We start from the raw sequence: 16222 nt of genomic DNA, 5'->3' as shown, positions 1-16222 counted from the left end.
CGTCCTGCCGACTCGAGCAGGGACCGTCATCGCGCCGCCCAGACGAATCGCCCGGACCGTTCCTGCTGGTCGCGAGGCTGAACTGCGTGCGGCGGGCCGGACGGGCCGACGCCGGTGCCGGGGGGCCGCGGTCCGGCGTCCAGCCGGTGTCAGAGCCAGCCGCGTTCGTGCGCGTGGCGCGCGGCGTCGTGGCGGGTGGCGGTGCCGGTCTTCTGCATCGCGCTGGACAGGTAGTTGCGAACGGTCCCGTGGGCGAGGTGCAGCCGGCGGGCGATGTGTGCCACGGAGTAGCCCTCGCGGGTCTCGGCGAGGGCGTCGATCTCGCGGTCGGTGAGCGGGCAGTCGTCGATCACGGATGCCTCGAGGACCTCGTGGGCGATCCACCGACGCCCGGCCCGCAGCTCGTGGACGACCGCGACGATGTCCTCGGGGTCGGCGCTCTTGCTCATGAAACCCTGCACCCCGAGCTTGAGCGCCCGGCGCAGGACACCCGGGCGGGCGTGCCGGGTGAGCATGAGCACCGCCTGCTCGGGGTGGTGTTCCCGGATCCGCGCGACGGCGTCGAGGCCGTTGGCCCCGGGCATCTCCAGGTCGACGACGAGCACGTCGGGACGGTGCTCGAGGGTCTCCCGCACGGCCCCGTCGCCGTCCTCGGCCTGGGCGACGACGACGATCGTCCCGTCCTGGGGCAGCAGCGCCGCCATCGCGGTCCGCAGCAGCTTCTCGTCGTCGGCCAGCACGATGCGGACGGGCTCAGCGCCGGCCATGGCCCCCACCTCCCGTGGGTCGGGCCGCGCCGGTACCGCGCGTGCCCGCCCCGGGGCTCGCGAGCCGGGCCGCGACGGTGAACGTCGTCGGGGTGGTGGTCACGTCCAGGTCGCCGCCGGCCGCGGCCAGGCGGTCCCGCAGGCGGGCGAGGCCCCGCAGCTCCGGCCCGGCGTCCGCGGCGGGGGCGACCCCGTCGTTGGTGATCTCGACCCGGGTCGCCGACGTGGTGATGCGCACGGTGCTCGGGCGGGCGTGGCGGAGCAGGTTGGTCGTGGCCTCGCGCAGCACCTGGGCGAGCAGCGGGTGGGCGGGGGCGGCGCCGGGGTCGTGGTGGACCTCGACCGTGATCCCGGCGGCCTCGCCCAGCCGACGGGTGTTCTCCAGCTCGGCGGTCAGGTTGAGCTGGTGGCGCGCGTGGGCGAGTTCGCGGGTCCGGGTGAGGGCGTCGTCGACGAGTCCCCGGATCTCACCGAGCTCGGCGACGGCCGTCGCGGCGGCGTCCTCGCCGCCGCCGCGGACGAGGCCCTGGGCGTAGGCGGCCTTGAGCTTGATGACGTGCAGCGAGTGCCCGTGGATGTCGTGCAGGTCGCCCGCGAACCGCATTCGCTCGTGGGCGACCGCCAGCTCGCGCTCGGCCTCGCGGGCCCGTTCCAGACGACGCACGACGACCCACGCGTACTCGGAGACGACGATGACGCCGGCGACGAACAGGGTGCCGAGCAGGGGCAGGAGCACGTACTGGCCGGCGAGGGTCACGGTGGGCGGCCGGGGCAGGAGCGCCGCGGCACCGGACGCCGCGACGACCACGGCGAGCGCACCGACCCACATCCGCCGGTGACGCGGGCGGGCGGACACCAGCAGCGACCCGATGAGCGCGAAGGGCACGAAGGTGATCGGGCTCGCGGCGCTCAGGGCCGCGACGAGCCAGTTCACCCCGGTGAAGGCCAGGGTGAACACGGCGCCGCGCGAGTAGCCGTCCAGGCTCCACTGCCGCAGCACCCCGAGGGCCAGGACCAGACCCACGGCGACGATCAGGCCCTCCCACCAGCTGTGCGCCGTGAGCACGACACCGACCACGCACAGCGGGGCGATGGCGGCGAGGGCGGTGAGCATCGCGGCCCGGCGCGCCCGGGCGGCCGCGGTCCCCGCGGCCGCACCGGTGTCGGCGCCACCGCTCACGACGACATCGGTCACGGCGGCGGCATCGGAGTCGGTCACGGGGCTCCCGGTGGGGCGGTCGGTCACGACCGCGTCGGCTGAGGGCGGCGCTGCTTCAGCGTGCGCCCGACCAGAGTCTTGCCGATCAGCCCCACGACGAGCACGGCGAGCGCCACCCACTGCAGGGATCCGTTCCGCAGGAAGAACGCGGTGACCGGCTCGGGCAGGACGGTGAACAGCCCGGTGTCGTAGGCGAGTCCGACGTAGGCGATGACCACGGTCACGGAGAGGACGGTGACGGCAGTGAGGACCAGGTCCAGCAGCTTCATGGTCGTCAACGGTCCGGCACGCTCCTCGGCGACGGTAGTGACACGGCGTCATGTGCTGCGGTGACCTCACGCCACTGTGCCACCGGTGCGTGCGCGGGTGCGATGGGACACGACCCGATCGACCCGAGGAGACGACATGTTCCGCTCACACCTGCTCCGGCTCGCCGTGGGAGTGGTGTCGCTGACCGCCGTCGCCGCCTGCGGCGCCCCCGCCCCACCCGGAGCAGCCGCCGCGGCCGCGACCACACCGCCACCACAGCTCGCCGCCTTCCACGACCAGCAGATCACCTGGCAGCCCTGCGACGGGTTCGCCACCTCGGCGGCCGACCGGGCCCTCTACGCGAACGACCGCTTCGACTGCGCACGCGTCCAGGTCCCGCTGGACTACGCCGACCCCGACGGCCCCCGCGGGCAGGTCGCCCTGCTCCGGGCGAAGGCACGCGGCGAGAAGATCGGTTCGCTGCTGGTCGACCCCGGCGGTCCGGGTGGATCCGGTGCGAGCTTCGTGGCCTCCCTGGGCCCGGTCTGGGACAACGTCCCGGTCGGGGAACGCTTCGACGTCATCGGGTTCGACCCGCGCGGAGTCGGCGCGTCGACACCTCGGGTGGACTGCTTCACCGACGCCGAGACCGACCGCAACGCACTGCCCTCGACCTACCTGTTCGACGTCGCCGACACCGACCGGGCCCGCGACATCGCCCGCCGCTGCACCGACGCGACCGGCGGAGTCGAGGCGCTGACCAGCGTCGGGAGCGACAAGGTCGTGCAGGACATGGACGTCCTGCGCGCCGCCCTGGGCGAGGAGAAGCTCACCTACCTCGGCTACAGCTACGGCAGCGAACTGGGTGCGATGTACGCCCAGACGTTCCCGCAGAACCTGCGCGCCATGGTCGTCGACGGCGCCGTCGACCCCGACATCTCCGAGGCACAGCTCCGTCTGTCGCAGTTCGCGGCCTGGCAGAAGGCCTTCGACGACCTCGCCGCCACCTGCGCCACCGAGCCGGACTGCCCGCTGGGCACCGACCCGGCCCGCGCGACCGAGGTCTTCCAGGACCTCACCCGCCCCCTGCTCGACCACCCCGCCCCCACCACCGACGGCCGCACACTCACCTACGCCGACATGGTCCCGGCCGTCTACAGCTCGCTGTTCTCCCCCGCCCAGCGCCCCCAGCTCCTCCAGGGCCTCCGTGACCTGGCCGCAGGACGCGGCGACACGCTGCTCGCCCTGCGCGACGCGTCCCTCGGACGCGGCCCCGACGGCCACTACGGCGGCCCCACCCACATCGACGCCAACCTCGCCACCCGCTGCATGGACAACCCTCGCCGCACCCCCGCCGAACAGGCCGAGCTGCGTGACCGGGCCCGGCGAGCCGCCCCGTTCCTCGACCCCGGCCGCCCCGGCGGACCCACCCACTACGAGTGCGAGGGGTGGCCCGAGCCCCCCAGCCGGACCCTCCCCTGGAGCACCGACACGGCCGGGCTGCCACCCACCCTGACCCTCTCGCTGACCGACGACCCGGGAACCCCCTACCAGGGCGGTGTCCACCTCGCCCGAGCTCTGGGCGGCAGCCTGCTGACCGTCGAGGCGGCCCAGCACGGCATCGCCCTCTACGGCGGCAACGCCTGCGTCGACCGTGCCGTCACCGACTACCTCGTCGACCTCGTGACGCCGCCGCCGGGCGCGCGGTGCGGCGGCTGACCGGCCTCGGGAGCCCGGCCCCACGCACGATCAGCGGTGCCGTGCTCCCGCTGGACCAGGACAGCGCCGTGCGGCGGTTCTCGCCGCCGGTCACCCGCCGTGCCCGACAGCCGTACCACCGACTTCCCGGGAGGGACACCATGACCGCGCTCCGCCGGACGACCGACATCCTGCGCTCGGACCCACGGGGGCTGACACTGCTCGTCGCGCTGATCTTCGGCGCGCTCCTGCTCGGTATGGGGGTCGGCGTCCTGTTCCCCGACCTCGAGCTGCCCACCCTGGTCGCGGGCGGTGTGTCCGACGACCTCGTCCGCACGATGATCACGAATCCCTGGCTCTTCGGGACCACGATCCTCCTGATCAACCTGTTCGTGGCCGCCGTCGGTGGCATCGTGGTGCCCTCGCTCATCGTGCCCTTCCTGGGCATCCCCGTCATCACGCTGTACATGTTCAACGTCGGCGTCTCGATCGCGCCGACCGATCCGACGACCGCGACCGTGCTCGTCCCGCACGCCCTGACGCTGCTGATCGAGCTCACCGGCTACGCCATGGTCATGTTCGGGGTCTACCAGCTCGGTCGCGGTTGGGTCCGCCCGTCCTACCTCGGAGCGCAGACGCGCCGTCGCGCGTACGTCGTCGGCCTGCGGCGCCTCGCGCGACTGGCGGTGCCGACGGTCGTGGTCCTCGTGGTCGGCGCCTACTACGAGGCGTTCTCGGTCGTGTACCTGCTCCCCCGGCTGCTGGTCGGCTGAACGCGAGGTCGACGAGGTCGGCGGCATCCGCAGCCGCCGGTCCCGATCACGGCATCGTCACCACGGGATCCCCCTCGCGGTCACCACCGCGTCGGCCGCGACCGGCCAGCCCACCAGTCCCAGCAGACGCTCCACCGGTGGGGCGGGCGAGCCGACGAGCAGCACCGCCGTGCCGCGCTCGTCGGCGAACTGCTCCGCCTCGAGCAGCACGCTCAGCCCCGCCACCCCCAGGAACTCCAGGTCCGACAGGTCGACGGCGACCACCGCCGGACACGCCTCGACCTCCCGGCGCAGGTCGTCGCGCAGCCGCGGCGCGCTGCACGCGTCGACCTCACCACGTGGCCGCAGGACACGGACGGGGGCCGCCCTCGCGACACCGGCTTCGATCCGTGCGAGGCGTGTACCTGTCCGGCTGAGCAGCGTCATGGGCCCAGCATCGGGGGCCGGCCCGCGTCGGTCTTCGGCTCCGCAGCGCGAAGCGGAACGCCGCCACTCGGTCTCCGAGGACACCCGGCCACGACCGGCACGCCGGGCGATTTGGGCCTGCGGGGTCGATGCGGAACCGCTGTGGAGCAGTGAGAACGCCTCCACCGACCGAGTAGCAGGAAGGCCACCGACCGTGCCGTCCACAGACGACTCACCGACGTTCGAGCAGATCGCCACCATCGGCGGTCTGCCGGTGCGCGTGCACGACCACGTCTGCCTCCTGTACCGGGGTGCGGACCAGCGGGACGCGCTGATGGCGGCCTTCCTCGCCGAGGGCCTCCGCGCGGGCCACCGGTGCTACTGCATGATCACGCCCGACCGGCACCGCGGGATCGCGGACGCGGTGGCCGCGCTCTCCGAGCCGGGCACGGGGTGCACGGACGGCGCGGCGCCCGGCGCCCCGGGGCACATCGACTTCGTCGGTCCCGGCGGGAGCCACCTGCACGACGGCGGATTCATGTCCGACCGCATGCTGCGCTTCTGGGACGACTGGGGGGACACGACCTTCGACCGCGACGGCGTGCTCCACGCCCGGATCGTCGCGGACATGAGCTGGGCCATCCCGCTCGTCGGCACCCCCGGGTTCGTGATGGACCTGGAGCGCTACGAGACCCGGTTCACCCTGTGGTCGAGCCGTCGCCCGCAGGTCACGGCCTTCATGTACGACCTGGACAGCTTCGACGGCGACGTGATCGTCCCCATCGTCCGGGCGCACCCGACGGTGTGGATGAACGGGGTCATCCTGACCAACCCGTACTACCTGCAGAGCGAGTACTTCTCGGAGGCCGAGGCCGAGGAGCTGAACCACCATGCCGCGGCCACCCGACGACGGCCACCACGGTGACGGCGGTGGTCCCCGGCCGTTCTGGGCCCGCGCCCGGATCGACGGGACCGCACTCGACGTCGTCACCACGCTCGTCCGCGCGCTGGCCGCGCACTCCACGGCCGGGGGCCTGGCCGACCCGTTCGCCCACTGTGTCGCGGTGGCCGCCGCCATCCTCCTCGCCGGCGGAGCGGGCACGTTCGACCTCTGGGAGGAGCCGGGACGGCTGGTGTGCCACGTCGCCCGCGGCGACGCGCCGGGGGCGACCGCGCCGCGGCCGGACCCGCGGCGGCTGCGGCTGGTCCCCCGGACCGCGACGCCGGGCGGTCCCGGGCCCGGCATCGTGGTCGAGCTCGGCCCGGGCCGGGTGACGGTCGTCCTGCTCGTCCCGTTCGGCTGACGCGCTCCGGACCCGGGGGACGTCGTCGCCCGCCGCGGCGGACGGGTCGTGGTCAGTACACCTGCCGGACGAGGTCGGTGGCGCGCTGCCACTGGTCCGTGCCGGGGTTCGACGCGTCCGGGTCGACGGCCCGGAGGGCCCGCGCGAGGGCGATGCCGAGACCACCGAAGAGCTCCGGCAGCAGCGCCTCGGTCTCCTCGGAGAACGTCACGTCGGCCGGCGGCCTGCGCACGGCCGCGGCGAGCACGGCGCGGACCTCCGTCGCCTCGTCCAGCTCGTCGAACTCGCGCATCCGCTCCTGGAGCCCCTTCGGGATCGGCAGGTCCATCGGGGCGATGACGTCCCGGCCGTTCCACCGGGCCGAGTTCCGGCCCGCGACGGCGACGTCGTCGACCAGCCCGTCGACGAACTCGCGGAACCGCTTCACGTCGCTCCGGTCCACCCGCAGCCCGGCCACCGAACGGAAGAACCTCTCGAACACCGGGACACCCGACGGGCCTGCCATGCCGACACCTCCTGCTACCGCGCGTGTGCCAGGTGCTCGTGCACCAGGCGGACGGCCATCGCTCCCTCGCCGACCGCGGAGGCCACCCGCTTGGTCGACCCGCTGCGCACGTCGCCGGCCGCGAAGACACCCGGGACGCTCGTCTCCAGCAGCCCGGGCGACCGTCGCCGGTCCCCGCCCCCGTCCCCAGCCGACCGGCCGGTGCACACGTAGGCACCGGAGTCGAGCGCGACGGTGCCGCCCAGCCACCCGGTGCACGGGTCCGCGCCGATGAACACCATGAGCTCGCGGGCGGGCAGGGTGGACCGGGTACCGTCCCGCGAGTCCTGCACGACGACGGCCTCCAGCAGGCCGCGCTCACCGACCAGGTCGCACACCTCGGTGTGCAGGTGCACCTCGATCCGCGGGTCGCGCTCGATCCGGTCGGCGAGGTAGCGCGACATGTACTCGTCGAGCCCGCGCTCGCGCACCACCAGCCGGACCGTGCGGGCGTGGTCGGCGAGGAAGAGGGCGGCCTGGCCGGCCGAGTTCCCCCCGCCCACCACCACGACCGGGTCGTCCACGCACAGCTGCGCCTCGATCTGGGTGGCGGCGTAGTAGACGCTCGTCTGCTCGAACTCGTCCAGCCGGGGCACGGGCAGGCGCCGGCAGTGAGCCCCGGTCGCGACGAGCAGCGCACGGGTGACGAGGGTGTCGCCGCCACGCAGCCGGACGACGTGGAGCCCGCCCGAGGTGTCCAGCGCGACCGCCTCCGCCGGCGCGTGGGTGGTGGCCCCGAACTTGACGGCCTGGACCTCGGCCCGCTCGGCGAGCTCGGTGCCCGAGATGCCGGCCGGGAAGCCGAGGTAGTTCTCGATCCGCGACGTGGTGGCCGCCTGACCGCCGGTGCCCACGGCGTCCACGACCTGGGTGCTCAGCCCCTCGGACGCTCCGTAGACGGCGGCGGCCAGACCGGCCGGACCGGCACCGACGACGACCAGGTCGAGGGGCCGGGACCGGCGGTGCCGCACGGGACGCTGCCCGACCAGGGCGGCCAGCTCGGCCGGGTCGGGGTTGCGCAGCACGACGTCGTGCCAGATCACCACCGGTGTCTCGGCGGGCGTGATGCCGACGGTCCGCAGCAGCGACTCCGAGCCCGCGTCGGACTCCAGGTCGACGAACCGGTGGGGCAGGCGGTTGCGCATCGCGAACTCGCGCAGGGCCCGGGTGTCGGCCGAGAAGCGGGACCCGACGATCCGGAAACCGTGTCCCTCGCCGATCGCCAGGGAACGCCGCAGGAGGGAGGCGCGCAGGATCTCGTCGCAGAACTCGGCGTCCCGCAGCAGGCACTCGCGGAGCCTGTCCCGCGGCACCTCGAGCACCTCACCGGGCTCCAGCGCGACCGCGGTGGAGAACGCGACCTGCCCGGTGAGCAGGCCGAGCTCGCCGAGGAACCGGCCCGGCCCGTGCACCCGCACGATCTGCTGCTCCGGGGTGCCGAACGCCGCGACGACCGCGACCCGGCCCGCGAGGACGACGACGAACCCGTGGTCGGGACGGCCCTCGACGATCAGCAGGTCGCCGCGCGACGTCGGCCGCCGCACTCCGCGGGCGCTCAGCATCCGGACCCGGTCGGTGCCCAGCCGGGGGTGGGCACCCGAGAGGTCGGGGGTCTCCCCCGGCGGGGCCACGGCCAGCAGGTCGTCGACGGCGGGTGCGCCGCCACCGGCCGCGGGGCTCATACGAGCACCTCGTCCACGTAGCACCACCGCCAGTTCTCGCCGGGCTCCAGCGAGGCGACGATCGGGTGGCCGTGCACACCGGCGTGCGCGCGGGCGTGCCGCATCGGGGACGAGTCGCAGCACCCGACGTGCCCGCAGCTCAGGCACAGCCGCAGGTGCAGCCACGGGGTGCCCATGCGCAGGCACTCCTCGCACCCTCGGGTCCGCGGCCCGACGTCCCGGATCCAGCTCACGTGCGGGTCGACCCCCGTCGGGCGCGGGACGGTCACCGCCGGTCCCCCGCCACCAGCGCCGCACCGATGCCGACCAGCCAGGAGTCCTTGGCCAGCGCGACGCCGTCCGGGGTGGGGAACGGCGTACCGGGTCGGCGCATCCCGGGGGTCCGCGCGTACAGCCCGAGCAGGCCGGCGCCGAACCCGAGGAGCCCCAGACCGGCCAGACCGGCCGGGACGACCGGGACGAGCAACGCGGCCCCGAGCACCACCTCGGCCGCGGCCAGTGCCCTCGTGAAGGTGACCGGCCGGACCGCACCCAGGAACGGGTAGGTGCCGGTGGCTAGTCCGTGCAGCTGCCCGGCCGTGTCCTCGTCGGGGTCCCACTTCTGCAGGCCGGAGTCCAGGACGTAGGCGCCTGCGGTCAGCCGCAGCGGCAGCTGCCAGGTCGGGTTGCGCCGGCTCATGGCGACTCCTCGGTCTCGTCGGGACCCGGGGCCGAGGGACTCGGTACCGGGGGGTCCAGGCCCGCGAGGGCGTCGTCGAGCCAGCGCCGCAGCGTCGCCACCGGAGCGGCCCCCGGCTGCCGGGCGACGACCTCGCCGTCGCGCAGTACCAGCAGGGTGGGCACCGCCCGGACCTGGAACCGCGTGCCGGTCTCGGGCGCCCGGTCGACGTCGACCTTCACGAGTTTGATCGCGCCGGCCCGCTCGGTGGCCAGCTGCTCCAGCACCGGGCTGACCATCCGGCACGGCCCGCACCAGGTCGCCCACAGGTCCACCAGCACCGGGACCGACGGCTGCTCCGCGACGGCGGCGAAGTCGTCGTCGCCCGCGTCGGTGATCCACGGCAGCGGGTTGCGGCAGTTGCCGCACCGGGGGAACCCCCCGGCCACCGACGGCACCCGGTTGCGCGAGCCGCAGTGCGGGCAGGTGACGACGGTCCGGCGCGCGGCCGCGTCGGCGGTCACGGCGCCGACCCCGCCGGGACGTCGTGGGAGACGACGAGCTCGCCGCCCTCACCGAGGTCCAGGTGGATCGTCGCGCCGTCGGGCACCGCGTCGCGCAGCAACGCCCTCGCGATACCGGTCTCGACCTCGTGGGCGATGTAGCGGCGCAGCGGCCGGGCCCCGTACACGGGGTCGTAGCCCGCACGGGCGATGTGGGCCAGCGCCGCCGGGCTCACCTCCAGCTCCAGGCCGCGGGCGCCGAGCCGGCGTCCCAGGTCGCCGACGAGCAGCTCCGCGATGCGCTCGATCTGCGCCGGGGTGAGCGGGGTGAACAGCACCGTGTCGTCGACCCGGTTGAGGAACTCGGGCCGGAAGTGCGCACGCAGCTCGGCCAGGACCAGGTCCCGCGCGTCGGGCTTGAGCTGCCCGTCGGCGGTGACGCCGTCGAGCAGGTGCTGCGACCCGATGTTCGACGTCATGATGATCACGGTGTTGCGGAGGTCGACCGTCCGGCCCCGGGCGTCGGTGAGCCGGCCGTCGTCGAGTACCTGGAGCAACGTGTTGAACACGTCGGGGTGCGCCTTCTCGATCTCGTCGAACAGCACCACCGCGTACGGACGTCTGCGCACCGCCTCGGTGAGCTGGCCGCCCTCGTCGTGGCCGACGTAGCCGGGCGGGGCCCCGATCAGCCGCGAGACGGTGTGCCGCTCCTGGTACTCGCTCATGTCGAGCCGGACGATGTTGTCCTCGGAGTCGAACAGCGCCCGGGCGAGCGAGCGGGCCAGCTCCGTCTTGCCCACACCGGTCGGGCCGAGGAACAGGAACGAGCCGCTCGGCCGGCGCGGGTCCTTCACCCCCGAGCGGGCCCTGATCAGGGCGTCCGCCACGGCCTGGACCGCCTCGTCCTGGCCGACGACGCGTTCGTGCAGCACCTCGTCCAGGCGCAGCAGCTTCTCCCGCTCGCCCTCGGTGAGCCGGGCGGTCGGGATGCCGGTCCACAGCGAGACGATCTCGGCGATCTCGTCGGTCGTGACCACCTCGCGCAGCAACCGGCGCTCCCCCTGCTTGTCGGTCAGCCGCGCCTCCTCCGACCGCAGGCGCCGCTCCAGGTCGGCGAGCTCGCCGTAGCGCAGCTCGGCGGCCCGGTTCAGGTCGTAGTCGCGCTCGGCCTCCTCGACCTCGCGGCGGACCCGCTCCAGGTCGGCCCGCAGCTCCTGGACCCGCCGGATGGCCTGCCGCTCGGCCTCCCACTGGGCCCGCATCGCGTCGGCCCGGGCCCGCAGGTCGCTCAGCTCGGCACGGAGCTGGTCGAGCCGGGCCCTGCTCGCCGGGTCGTCCTCCTGGGCCAGCCCCGTCTCCTCGATCTCCAGCCGGAGCACCGCGCGGGTGATCTCGTCCAGCTCGGCGGGCATCGAGTCGATCTCGGTCCGCAGCCGGGCACACGCCTCGTCGACCAGGTCGATGGCCTTGTCGGGCAGGAACCGTTCGGTCAGGTAGCGGTGGGAGAGGGTGGCGGCGGCGATCAGGGCCGCGTCCTGGATGCGGACGCCGTGGAACACCTCGAACCGCTCGCGCAGACCGCGCAGGATCGACACGGCGTCCTCGACGGTCGGCTCGTCGACGTGGACGGGCTGGAAGCGGCGCGCCAGCGCGGCGTCCGCCTCGACGCGCGTGCGGTACTCGTCGAGGGTCGTCGCGCCGATCATGTGCAGCTCGCCCCGGGCGAGCATCGGCTTGAGCATGTTGCCGGCGTCCATGCTGCCCTCGGCGGCACCCGCGCCGATCACCGTGTGCAGCTCGTCGAGGAACAGCAGGACCCGTCCGTCGGCCGCCCGCACCTCGGCCAGCACCGCCTGCAGGCGCTCCTCGAACTCTCCGCGGTACTTGGCGCCGGCCACCAGCAGGCCCATGTCGAGCGCGACGACGATCCGGTCCCGCAGCCCCTCCGGGACGTCGCCGCGGGCGATCCGCTGGGCCAGTCCCTCGACGATCGCGGTCTTCCCGACGCCGGGGTCGCCGATGAGCACCGGGTTGTTCTTGGACTTGCGGGACAGGATCTGCACCACCCGGCGGATCTCGGCGTCGCGGCCGATCACCGGGTCCCGGTCCCCGGAACGGGCGGCCGCGACGAGGTCCTGCCCGTAGGTGGCCAGCGCCTCGTAGGTCCCCTCCGGGGTGGCCGACCGGACGCGCTGGTTGCCGCGCACCTCGGCGAGCCGGCCGAGGAACGCGTCGCGGGTGATGCCGTGCCGGCCCAGCACCCGTCCGGCCGGGCTGCGGTCGGCCTCGGCGAGCATCGCCACGAGCAGGTGCTCGACGGAGACGTACTGGTCGGCGAGCCGCCGCGCCTCCGCCTCCGCCTCGTCGAGCAGCGTGGCCAGCCGCGCCGAGACCACGACCCGGCCCTGCGGGGCACCGGCGCGGGTCGAGCGGGGGACGCGCCGCAGCTCGGCCTCGACGTCGGCGGTCAGCCGGTCCACGTCGACCGCCATCGCGTCGACCAGCCGCGGGATGAGACCGTCGGGCTGCTGGAGCAGCGCGAGGAGCAGGTGCAGCGAGTCGGTCTCGGCGTGTCCGGCCCGGGTCGCGGCGTCCTGCGCCGCGGCGAGTGCCTGCTGGGACTTCCGGGTCAGGCGGTCGGCGTCCATCAGGAGATCCACCCTCGGGTCGTGTCGTGCGCGGCGCGCTGCGTCCGCAGCGCCGTCTCGAGACGGCCGATCCGGTCGAGCAGCTCGACGATCAGGCCCAGTGCGGCGTAGTTGACCGGGAGCCCGGAGCGCAGCCGCTCGATGCGGCGGACCGCGGCGAGCTCGCCGGCGGGGACGGACAGCCGGCCGTCGGTGTCGGGTGTCGCCCGCAGCAGGCCGAGGGCGAACAGGCGGTGCAGGTGCTCGGGGTGAACGCCGCTGCGCCGGGCGAACTCGGCCTGGCTCAGGGGCCGGCCGGGCCGGACCAGCAGGGGATGGGTCGTCACGATGTCGCCGCCTTCCGCCGTCGGGCGCCGTGGGTTCCCGGGCGGGTGGGTTCCCGTCTCGGGTCGAACGTGGACACCTGTGCGAGCTCGGAGAACAGTTCCCGCTCCCGCTCGGTGAGCCGGGCCGGTACGTGCACGCCGAGCTCGGCGACGAGGTCGCCGCGGACCCCGCGGCGACCGGGCATGCCCTCGCCGCGCAGACGCAGCGTCCGCCCGGTGGAGGACCCCGGCGGCACGGTCACGGTGACCTCGCCCCCCGGGGTGGTCACCGGCACCGTCGCGCCCAGCGCCGCCTCCCACGGGCTCACCGGCAGCCCGACGACGATGTCCCGCCCGACCAGCCGGTAGCGCTCGTCCGGGAGGATGCGGACGACCAGGTACAGGTCACCCGCCGCGCCGCCGCCCAGGCCGCGGCCGCCCTCGCCGGCCAGCCGGATGCGCTGCCCGTCGACGACGCCCGGCGGGATCGTCACGGTGTAGGTGCGCGGACCGGAGGTACCCGACAGCTGCATCTCCCGCCGTCCGCCGTGATAGGCCTCCTCGACGGTCAGCGGGAGCTCGGCCTCCTGGTCGGCGCCGCCCACCGTCGCGCCCCCGCGGCCCCGGCCGAACAACCCGCCCAGCAGGTCCTCGATGTCGACCCCCGCCCCGCCGACGTCGGTGAACCCGGCTCCGGCGACCCCCGCGTCCCCGAAGCCGGAGAACCCGCCGTCCCGGGTGGCTCCGGACCCGCCGCGGCTCCCCGCACGGGACACCCGCTCCTCCCAGTCCTCCGGCACCCGGCGGTGGTCGTCGCCGAAGCGGTCGTAGCGGCGCCGCGACGACGGGTCCGACAGCACGTGGTAGGCGTCGTTGATCTCCTTGAACCGGTCCTCGGCCGCCGGGTCGCGGTTGACATCGGGGTGGTTGGCCCTGGCCAGCCGCCGGTAGGCGGCCTGGATCTCCTCCGCGCCGGCGTCACGACCGACGCCCAGGACCTCGTAGTGGTCGCGCGCCACGGCTACCGCCCCGACCCGCCGGTCACGGTGACCGTCGCAGGTCGCAGCTGCCGTTCCGGCTCGCCGTAGCCCGGTCGCTGCACGGCGGCGACGGCGCCGGCGGGCAGCCCGGCCTCCTCCGGGCTGACGACCGCGACCACCTCGTGGCGGAGCGGGTCGAACGGGACGCCGACGTCGTCCTGCCGCGGGTAGCCGAGCTCGGAGAGCACGGTCAGCGCCTGCTCCCGCACCGCCCGGACCCCCGCCACGATGGCGCCCGGGTCGGCGTCGGCGTGCGCGAGCGCCATGTCGATCGTGTCCAGCACGGGCAGGAAGGCACCCGCCACCCGCGCCCGCTCGGCGGCCCGTTCCCGGGCCAGGTCGCGGGCCGCGCGCTTGCGGACGTTGTCGAGGTCGGCGACCGCACGCCGCCACCGGTCCTCGACGTCGGTCCCCGCCGCAGCGGCGGTCCCGGTCCCGGTCTCGGTCCCGTCGCCGCGCTCGGTGTCCTGGTCCTCCGGTGACGGGACGCTCATCGGTGTCCTCTCGGTCGGCTCTCGGCGGTGGTGGCCGGTCGGGGTCGTCATCCGCTCCGGTCGAACTCGGCGTCGATCACGTCGTCGTCCACGGCGTCCCCGTCGGGGCCGGCGCCGCCGGTCTCCCGGGCACCACCGCTCCCGGCGGCCTGCAGCCCGCCGATCACGCTCTGCAGCTCCGTGGACAGCTCGCGGAGCCGCTCGCCCGGGGCCTGCTCCTCGACGGCCCGGCGTGCGTCGGCGATCGCGAGCTCCGCGCGGGACCGCTCGTGGGCGGGGACGGCGTCGCCGCGCTCGTCCAGCAGGCGCTGCGCCCGGTACGCCAGGGAGTCGAGCTCGTTGCGGGCGTCGACCTCCTGGCGCAGCTGCTGGTCGGCCGACCGGTTCTCCTCGGCCTCGGCGACCATCCGCTCGATGTCGGCACCGTCCAGGTTGGAGCTCTCGGAGATCGTGATCCGCTGCTCCTTGCCGGTGTCCTGGTCGCGGGCGGTGACGTCGAGGATGCCGTTGGCGTCGATGTCGAACGTGACCTCGACCTGCGGCTCGCCCCGGGGGGCCGGCCGGATGTCGGCGAGCTGGAACCGCCCGAGCACCCGGTTGTCCGCGGCACGCTCGCGCTCGCCCTGCAGCACCACCACGTCCACCGCGGGCTGGTCGTCCGCCGCGGTGGAGAAGGTCTCGCTGCGGCGCACCGGCACCGTCGTGTTGCGGTCCACGATCCGGGTCATCACCCCGCCCTGGGTCTCCACGCCCAGCGACAGCGGGGTCACGTCGAGGAGCAGCACGTCGGAGACGTCGCCCGTGAGCACGCCGGCCTGGATGCCGGCGCCGACGGCCACCACCTCGTCCGGGTTGACCGTCATGTTGGGGTCCCGGCCGCCGGTGAGGCGCCGGACCAGGTTCTGCACGGCCGGGACCCGCGTGGAGCCGCCGACCAGGATGACCTCGTCGATGTCGTCCGGGCTCATCCCGGCGTCGCTCATCGCCTGCCGCAGCGGGCCCATGGTCCGCTCGAGCAGGTCGCCGACGAGCTCCTCGAATGTCGAGCGCATGAGCGAGGTCGTGAGATGTTTGGGCCCGGTCGCGTCCGCGGTCACGAACGGCAGGCTGACCTGGGTCCGGGTGACCGAGCTGAGCTCGACCTTGGCCTTCTCGGCGGCCTCGAACAGCCGCTGCAGGGCCTGCGGGTCCTCCCGCAGGTCGATGCCGTTCTCCTTCCGGAACCCTTCGGCGAGATGGTCCACGATCCGCCGGTCGAAGTCGTCGCCGCCGAGGTGGGTGTCGCCCGCGGTGGCCCGGACCTCGACCACGCCGTCGCCGACGTCGAGCAGGCTGACGTCGAACGTGCCGCCGCCGAGGTCGTAGACGAGCACCGTCTCGTGCTCCTTCTTGTCCATCCCGTACGCCAGCGCCGCGGCCGTCGGCTCGTTGATGATCCGCAGCACCTCGAGGCCGGCGATCCGGCCGGCGTCCCTGGTCGCCGTGCGCTGGGCGTCGTTGAAGTACGCCGGGACGGTGATGACGACCTCGGTCACCTTCTCCCCGAGGTGGCGGCTCGCGTCGTCGACCAGCTTGCGCAGGATCATCGCGCTGAGCTCCTCGGGCGCGTACAGCTTGTCCCGCACCCGGATCCGCGCGTTGCCGTCGTCGTCCGGCACGACGTCGTAGGGGACCTGGCCGGCCTCCTGCTCGACCTCGGCGAACGTCCGCCCGATGAACCGTTTGACCGAGGAGATGGTGCCCATCGGGTTGAGGATGGTCTGGCGGCGGGCGAGCTGGCCGACCAGCCGGTCACCGTTCTCGGCGAACGCCACGACCGACGGGGTGGTGCGGGTCCCCTCGGCGTTGGGGACGACGTCGGCCTGTCCGCCCTCCCAGACGGCGATGACCGAGTTGGTGGTGCCGAGGTCGATGCCGGCGGCCCTGGCCACGG

Annotated in this window: 18 protein-coding genes; 4 read left to right on the top strand and 14 right to left on the bottom strand. The window is 74.3% G+C overall.

Going from position 1 to position 16222, the window contains the following annotated elements:
* Positions 1 to 149: 149 nt before the first annotated feature.
* Genes ATL51_RS20025 through ATL51_RS28700 form a run of 3 tightly spaced genes read right to left on the bottom strand, consistent with a single transcriptional unit; the run spans position 150 to position 2255 of the window.
* Positions 150 to 767 (bottom strand): response regulator transcription factor, encoded by a 618-nt coding sequence (locus ATL51_RS20025; RefSeq protein WP_100879563.1) that lies wholly within the window; start codon positions 765 to 767, stop codon positions 150 to 152.
* Positions 754 to 1986: a sensor histidine kinase gene (locus ATL51_RS20020; protein ID WP_167410026.1), complete on the bottom strand. Its 1233-nt coding sequence runs from the start codon at positions 1984 to 1986 to the stop codon at positions 754 to 756. Before ATL51_RS20020 ends, ATL51_RS20025 begins: the two co-directional genes overlap by 14 nt.
* Before the next feature lie 23 nt (positions 1987 to 2009).
* Positions 2010 to 2255, bottom strand: coding sequence for a hypothetical protein (locus ATL51_RS28700; protein WP_073577552.1), 246 nt, complete (start codon positions 2253 to 2255; stop codon positions 2010 to 2012).
* 136 nt (positions 2256 to 2391) lie between these two features.
* Between ATL51_RS28700 and ATL51_RS20015 the strand changes: the two genes are divergently transcribed.
* Together ATL51_RS20015 and ATL51_RS20010 are read left to right on the top strand one after the other, a co-directional pair.
* Entirely contained in the window at positions 2392 to 3954 is a 1563-nt protein-coding gene (locus ATL51_RS20015) for an alpha/beta hydrolase (protein WP_100879561.1), read from the top strand.
* 140 nt (positions 3955 to 4094) lie between these two features.
* Positions 4095 to 4706: a stage II sporulation protein M gene (locus tag ATL51_RS20010; protein WP_157818459.1), complete on the top strand. Its 612-nt coding sequence runs from the start codon at positions 4095 to 4097 to the stop codon at positions 4704 to 4706.
* Between the two features lie 57 nt (positions 4707 to 4763).
* On the opposite strand, the gene ATL51_RS20005 is transcribed toward ATL51_RS20010, so the two are convergent.
* Positions 4764 to 5132 (bottom strand): STAS domain-containing protein, encoded by a 369-nt coding sequence (locus ATL51_RS20005; protein WP_100879559.1) that lies wholly within the window; start codon positions 5130 to 5132, stop codon positions 4764 to 4766.
* 193 nt (positions 5133 to 5325) lie between these two features.
* Between ATL51_RS20005 and ATL51_RS20000 the strand changes: the two genes are divergently transcribed.
* Positions 5326 to 6036, top strand: a complete 711-nt coding sequence (locus ATL51_RS20000; protein WP_157818458.1) for an MEDS domain-containing protein — start codon at positions 5326 to 5328, stop codon at positions 6034 to 6036.
* Positions 6002 to 6415 (top strand): hypothetical protein, encoded by a 414-nt coding sequence (locus tag ATL51_RS19995; protein WP_100879557.1) that lies wholly within the window; start codon positions 6002 to 6004, stop codon positions 6413 to 6415. Before ATL51_RS20000 ends, ATL51_RS19995 begins: the two co-directional genes overlap by 35 nt.
* A 52-nt stretch (positions 6416 to 6467) precedes the next feature.
* Here the strand turns inward: ATL51_RS19995 and ATL51_RS19990 are convergent, their stop codons facing one another.
* From ATL51_RS19990 to dnaK, 10 genes are read right to left on the bottom strand one after another with little or no spacing between them, the layout of a single operon-like run.
* On the bottom strand, positions 6468 to 6920 hold the full coding sequence (locus ATL51_RS19990; protein WP_100879556.1) for a DUF1931 family protein: 453 nt from the start codon (positions 6918 to 6920) through the stop codon (positions 6468 to 6470).
* A gap of 14 nt (positions 6921 to 6934) precedes the next feature.
* Positions 6935 to 8641: an FAD-dependent oxidoreductase gene (locus tag ATL51_RS19985; protein WP_100879555.1), complete on the bottom strand. Its 1707-nt coding sequence runs from the start codon at positions 8639 to 8641 to the stop codon at positions 6935 to 6937.
* Entirely contained in the window at positions 8638 to 8910 is a 273-nt protein-coding gene (locus ATL51_RS19980; RefSeq protein ID WP_100879554.1) for a UBP-type zinc finger domain-containing protein, read from the bottom strand. Before ATL51_RS19980 ends, ATL51_RS19985 begins: the two co-directional genes overlap by 4 nt.
* Positions 8907 to 9320 (bottom strand): hypothetical protein, encoded by a 414-nt coding sequence (locus ATL51_RS19975; RefSeq protein WP_100879553.1) that lies wholly within the window; start codon positions 9318 to 9320, stop codon positions 8907 to 8909. The genes ATL51_RS19980 and ATL51_RS19975 overlap by 4 nt, the downstream gene beginning before the upstream one ends.
* Entirely contained in the window at positions 9317 to 9823 is a 507-nt protein-coding gene (gene trxA, locus ATL51_RS19970) for a thioredoxin (protein WP_100879552.1), read from the bottom strand. The genes ATL51_RS19975 and trxA overlap by 4 nt, the downstream gene beginning before the upstream one ends.
* Positions 9820 to 12450, bottom strand: coding sequence for an ATP-dependent chaperone ClpB (gene clpB / locus ATL51_RS19965; protein WP_100879551.1), 2631 nt, complete (start codon positions 12448 to 12450; stop codon positions 9820 to 9822). The genes trxA and clpB overlap by 4 nt, the downstream gene beginning before the upstream one ends.
* Positions 12450 to 12776, bottom strand: a complete 327-nt coding sequence (locus ATL51_RS19960; protein WP_253066888.1) for a chaperone modulator CbpM — start codon at positions 12774 to 12776, stop codon at positions 12450 to 12452. Before ATL51_RS19960 ends, clpB begins: the two co-directional genes overlap by 1 nt.
* A complete protein-coding gene (locus tag ATL51_RS19955) occupies positions 12773 to 13774 on the bottom strand; it encodes a DnaJ C-terminal domain-containing protein (RefSeq protein ID WP_100879550.1) in 1002 nt (333 codons plus the stop codon). Before ATL51_RS19955 ends, ATL51_RS19960 begins: the two co-directional genes overlap by 4 nt.
* A 2-nt stretch (positions 13775 to 13776) precedes the next feature.
* Positions 13777 to 14289, bottom strand: coding sequence for a nucleotide exchange factor GrpE (locus ATL51_RS19950; protein WP_208623038.1), 513 nt, complete (start codon positions 14287 to 14289; stop codon positions 13777 to 13779).
* A gap of 47 nt (positions 14290 to 14336) precedes the next feature.
* Positions 14337 to 16220, bottom strand: a complete 1884-nt coding sequence (gene dnaK / locus ATL51_RS19945) for a molecular chaperone DnaK (RefSeq protein ID WP_100879548.1) — start codon at positions 16218 to 16220, stop codon at positions 14337 to 14339.
* Positions 16221 to 16222: the final 2 nt, after the last annotated feature.

Source organism: Pseudonocardia alni (assembly GCF_002813375.1).
GTDB lineage: Bacteria > Actinomycetota > Actinomycetes > Mycobacteriales > Pseudonocardiaceae > Pseudonocardia > Pseudonocardia alni.
This window is presented reverse-complemented; position numbering and strand designations above follow the sequence as displayed.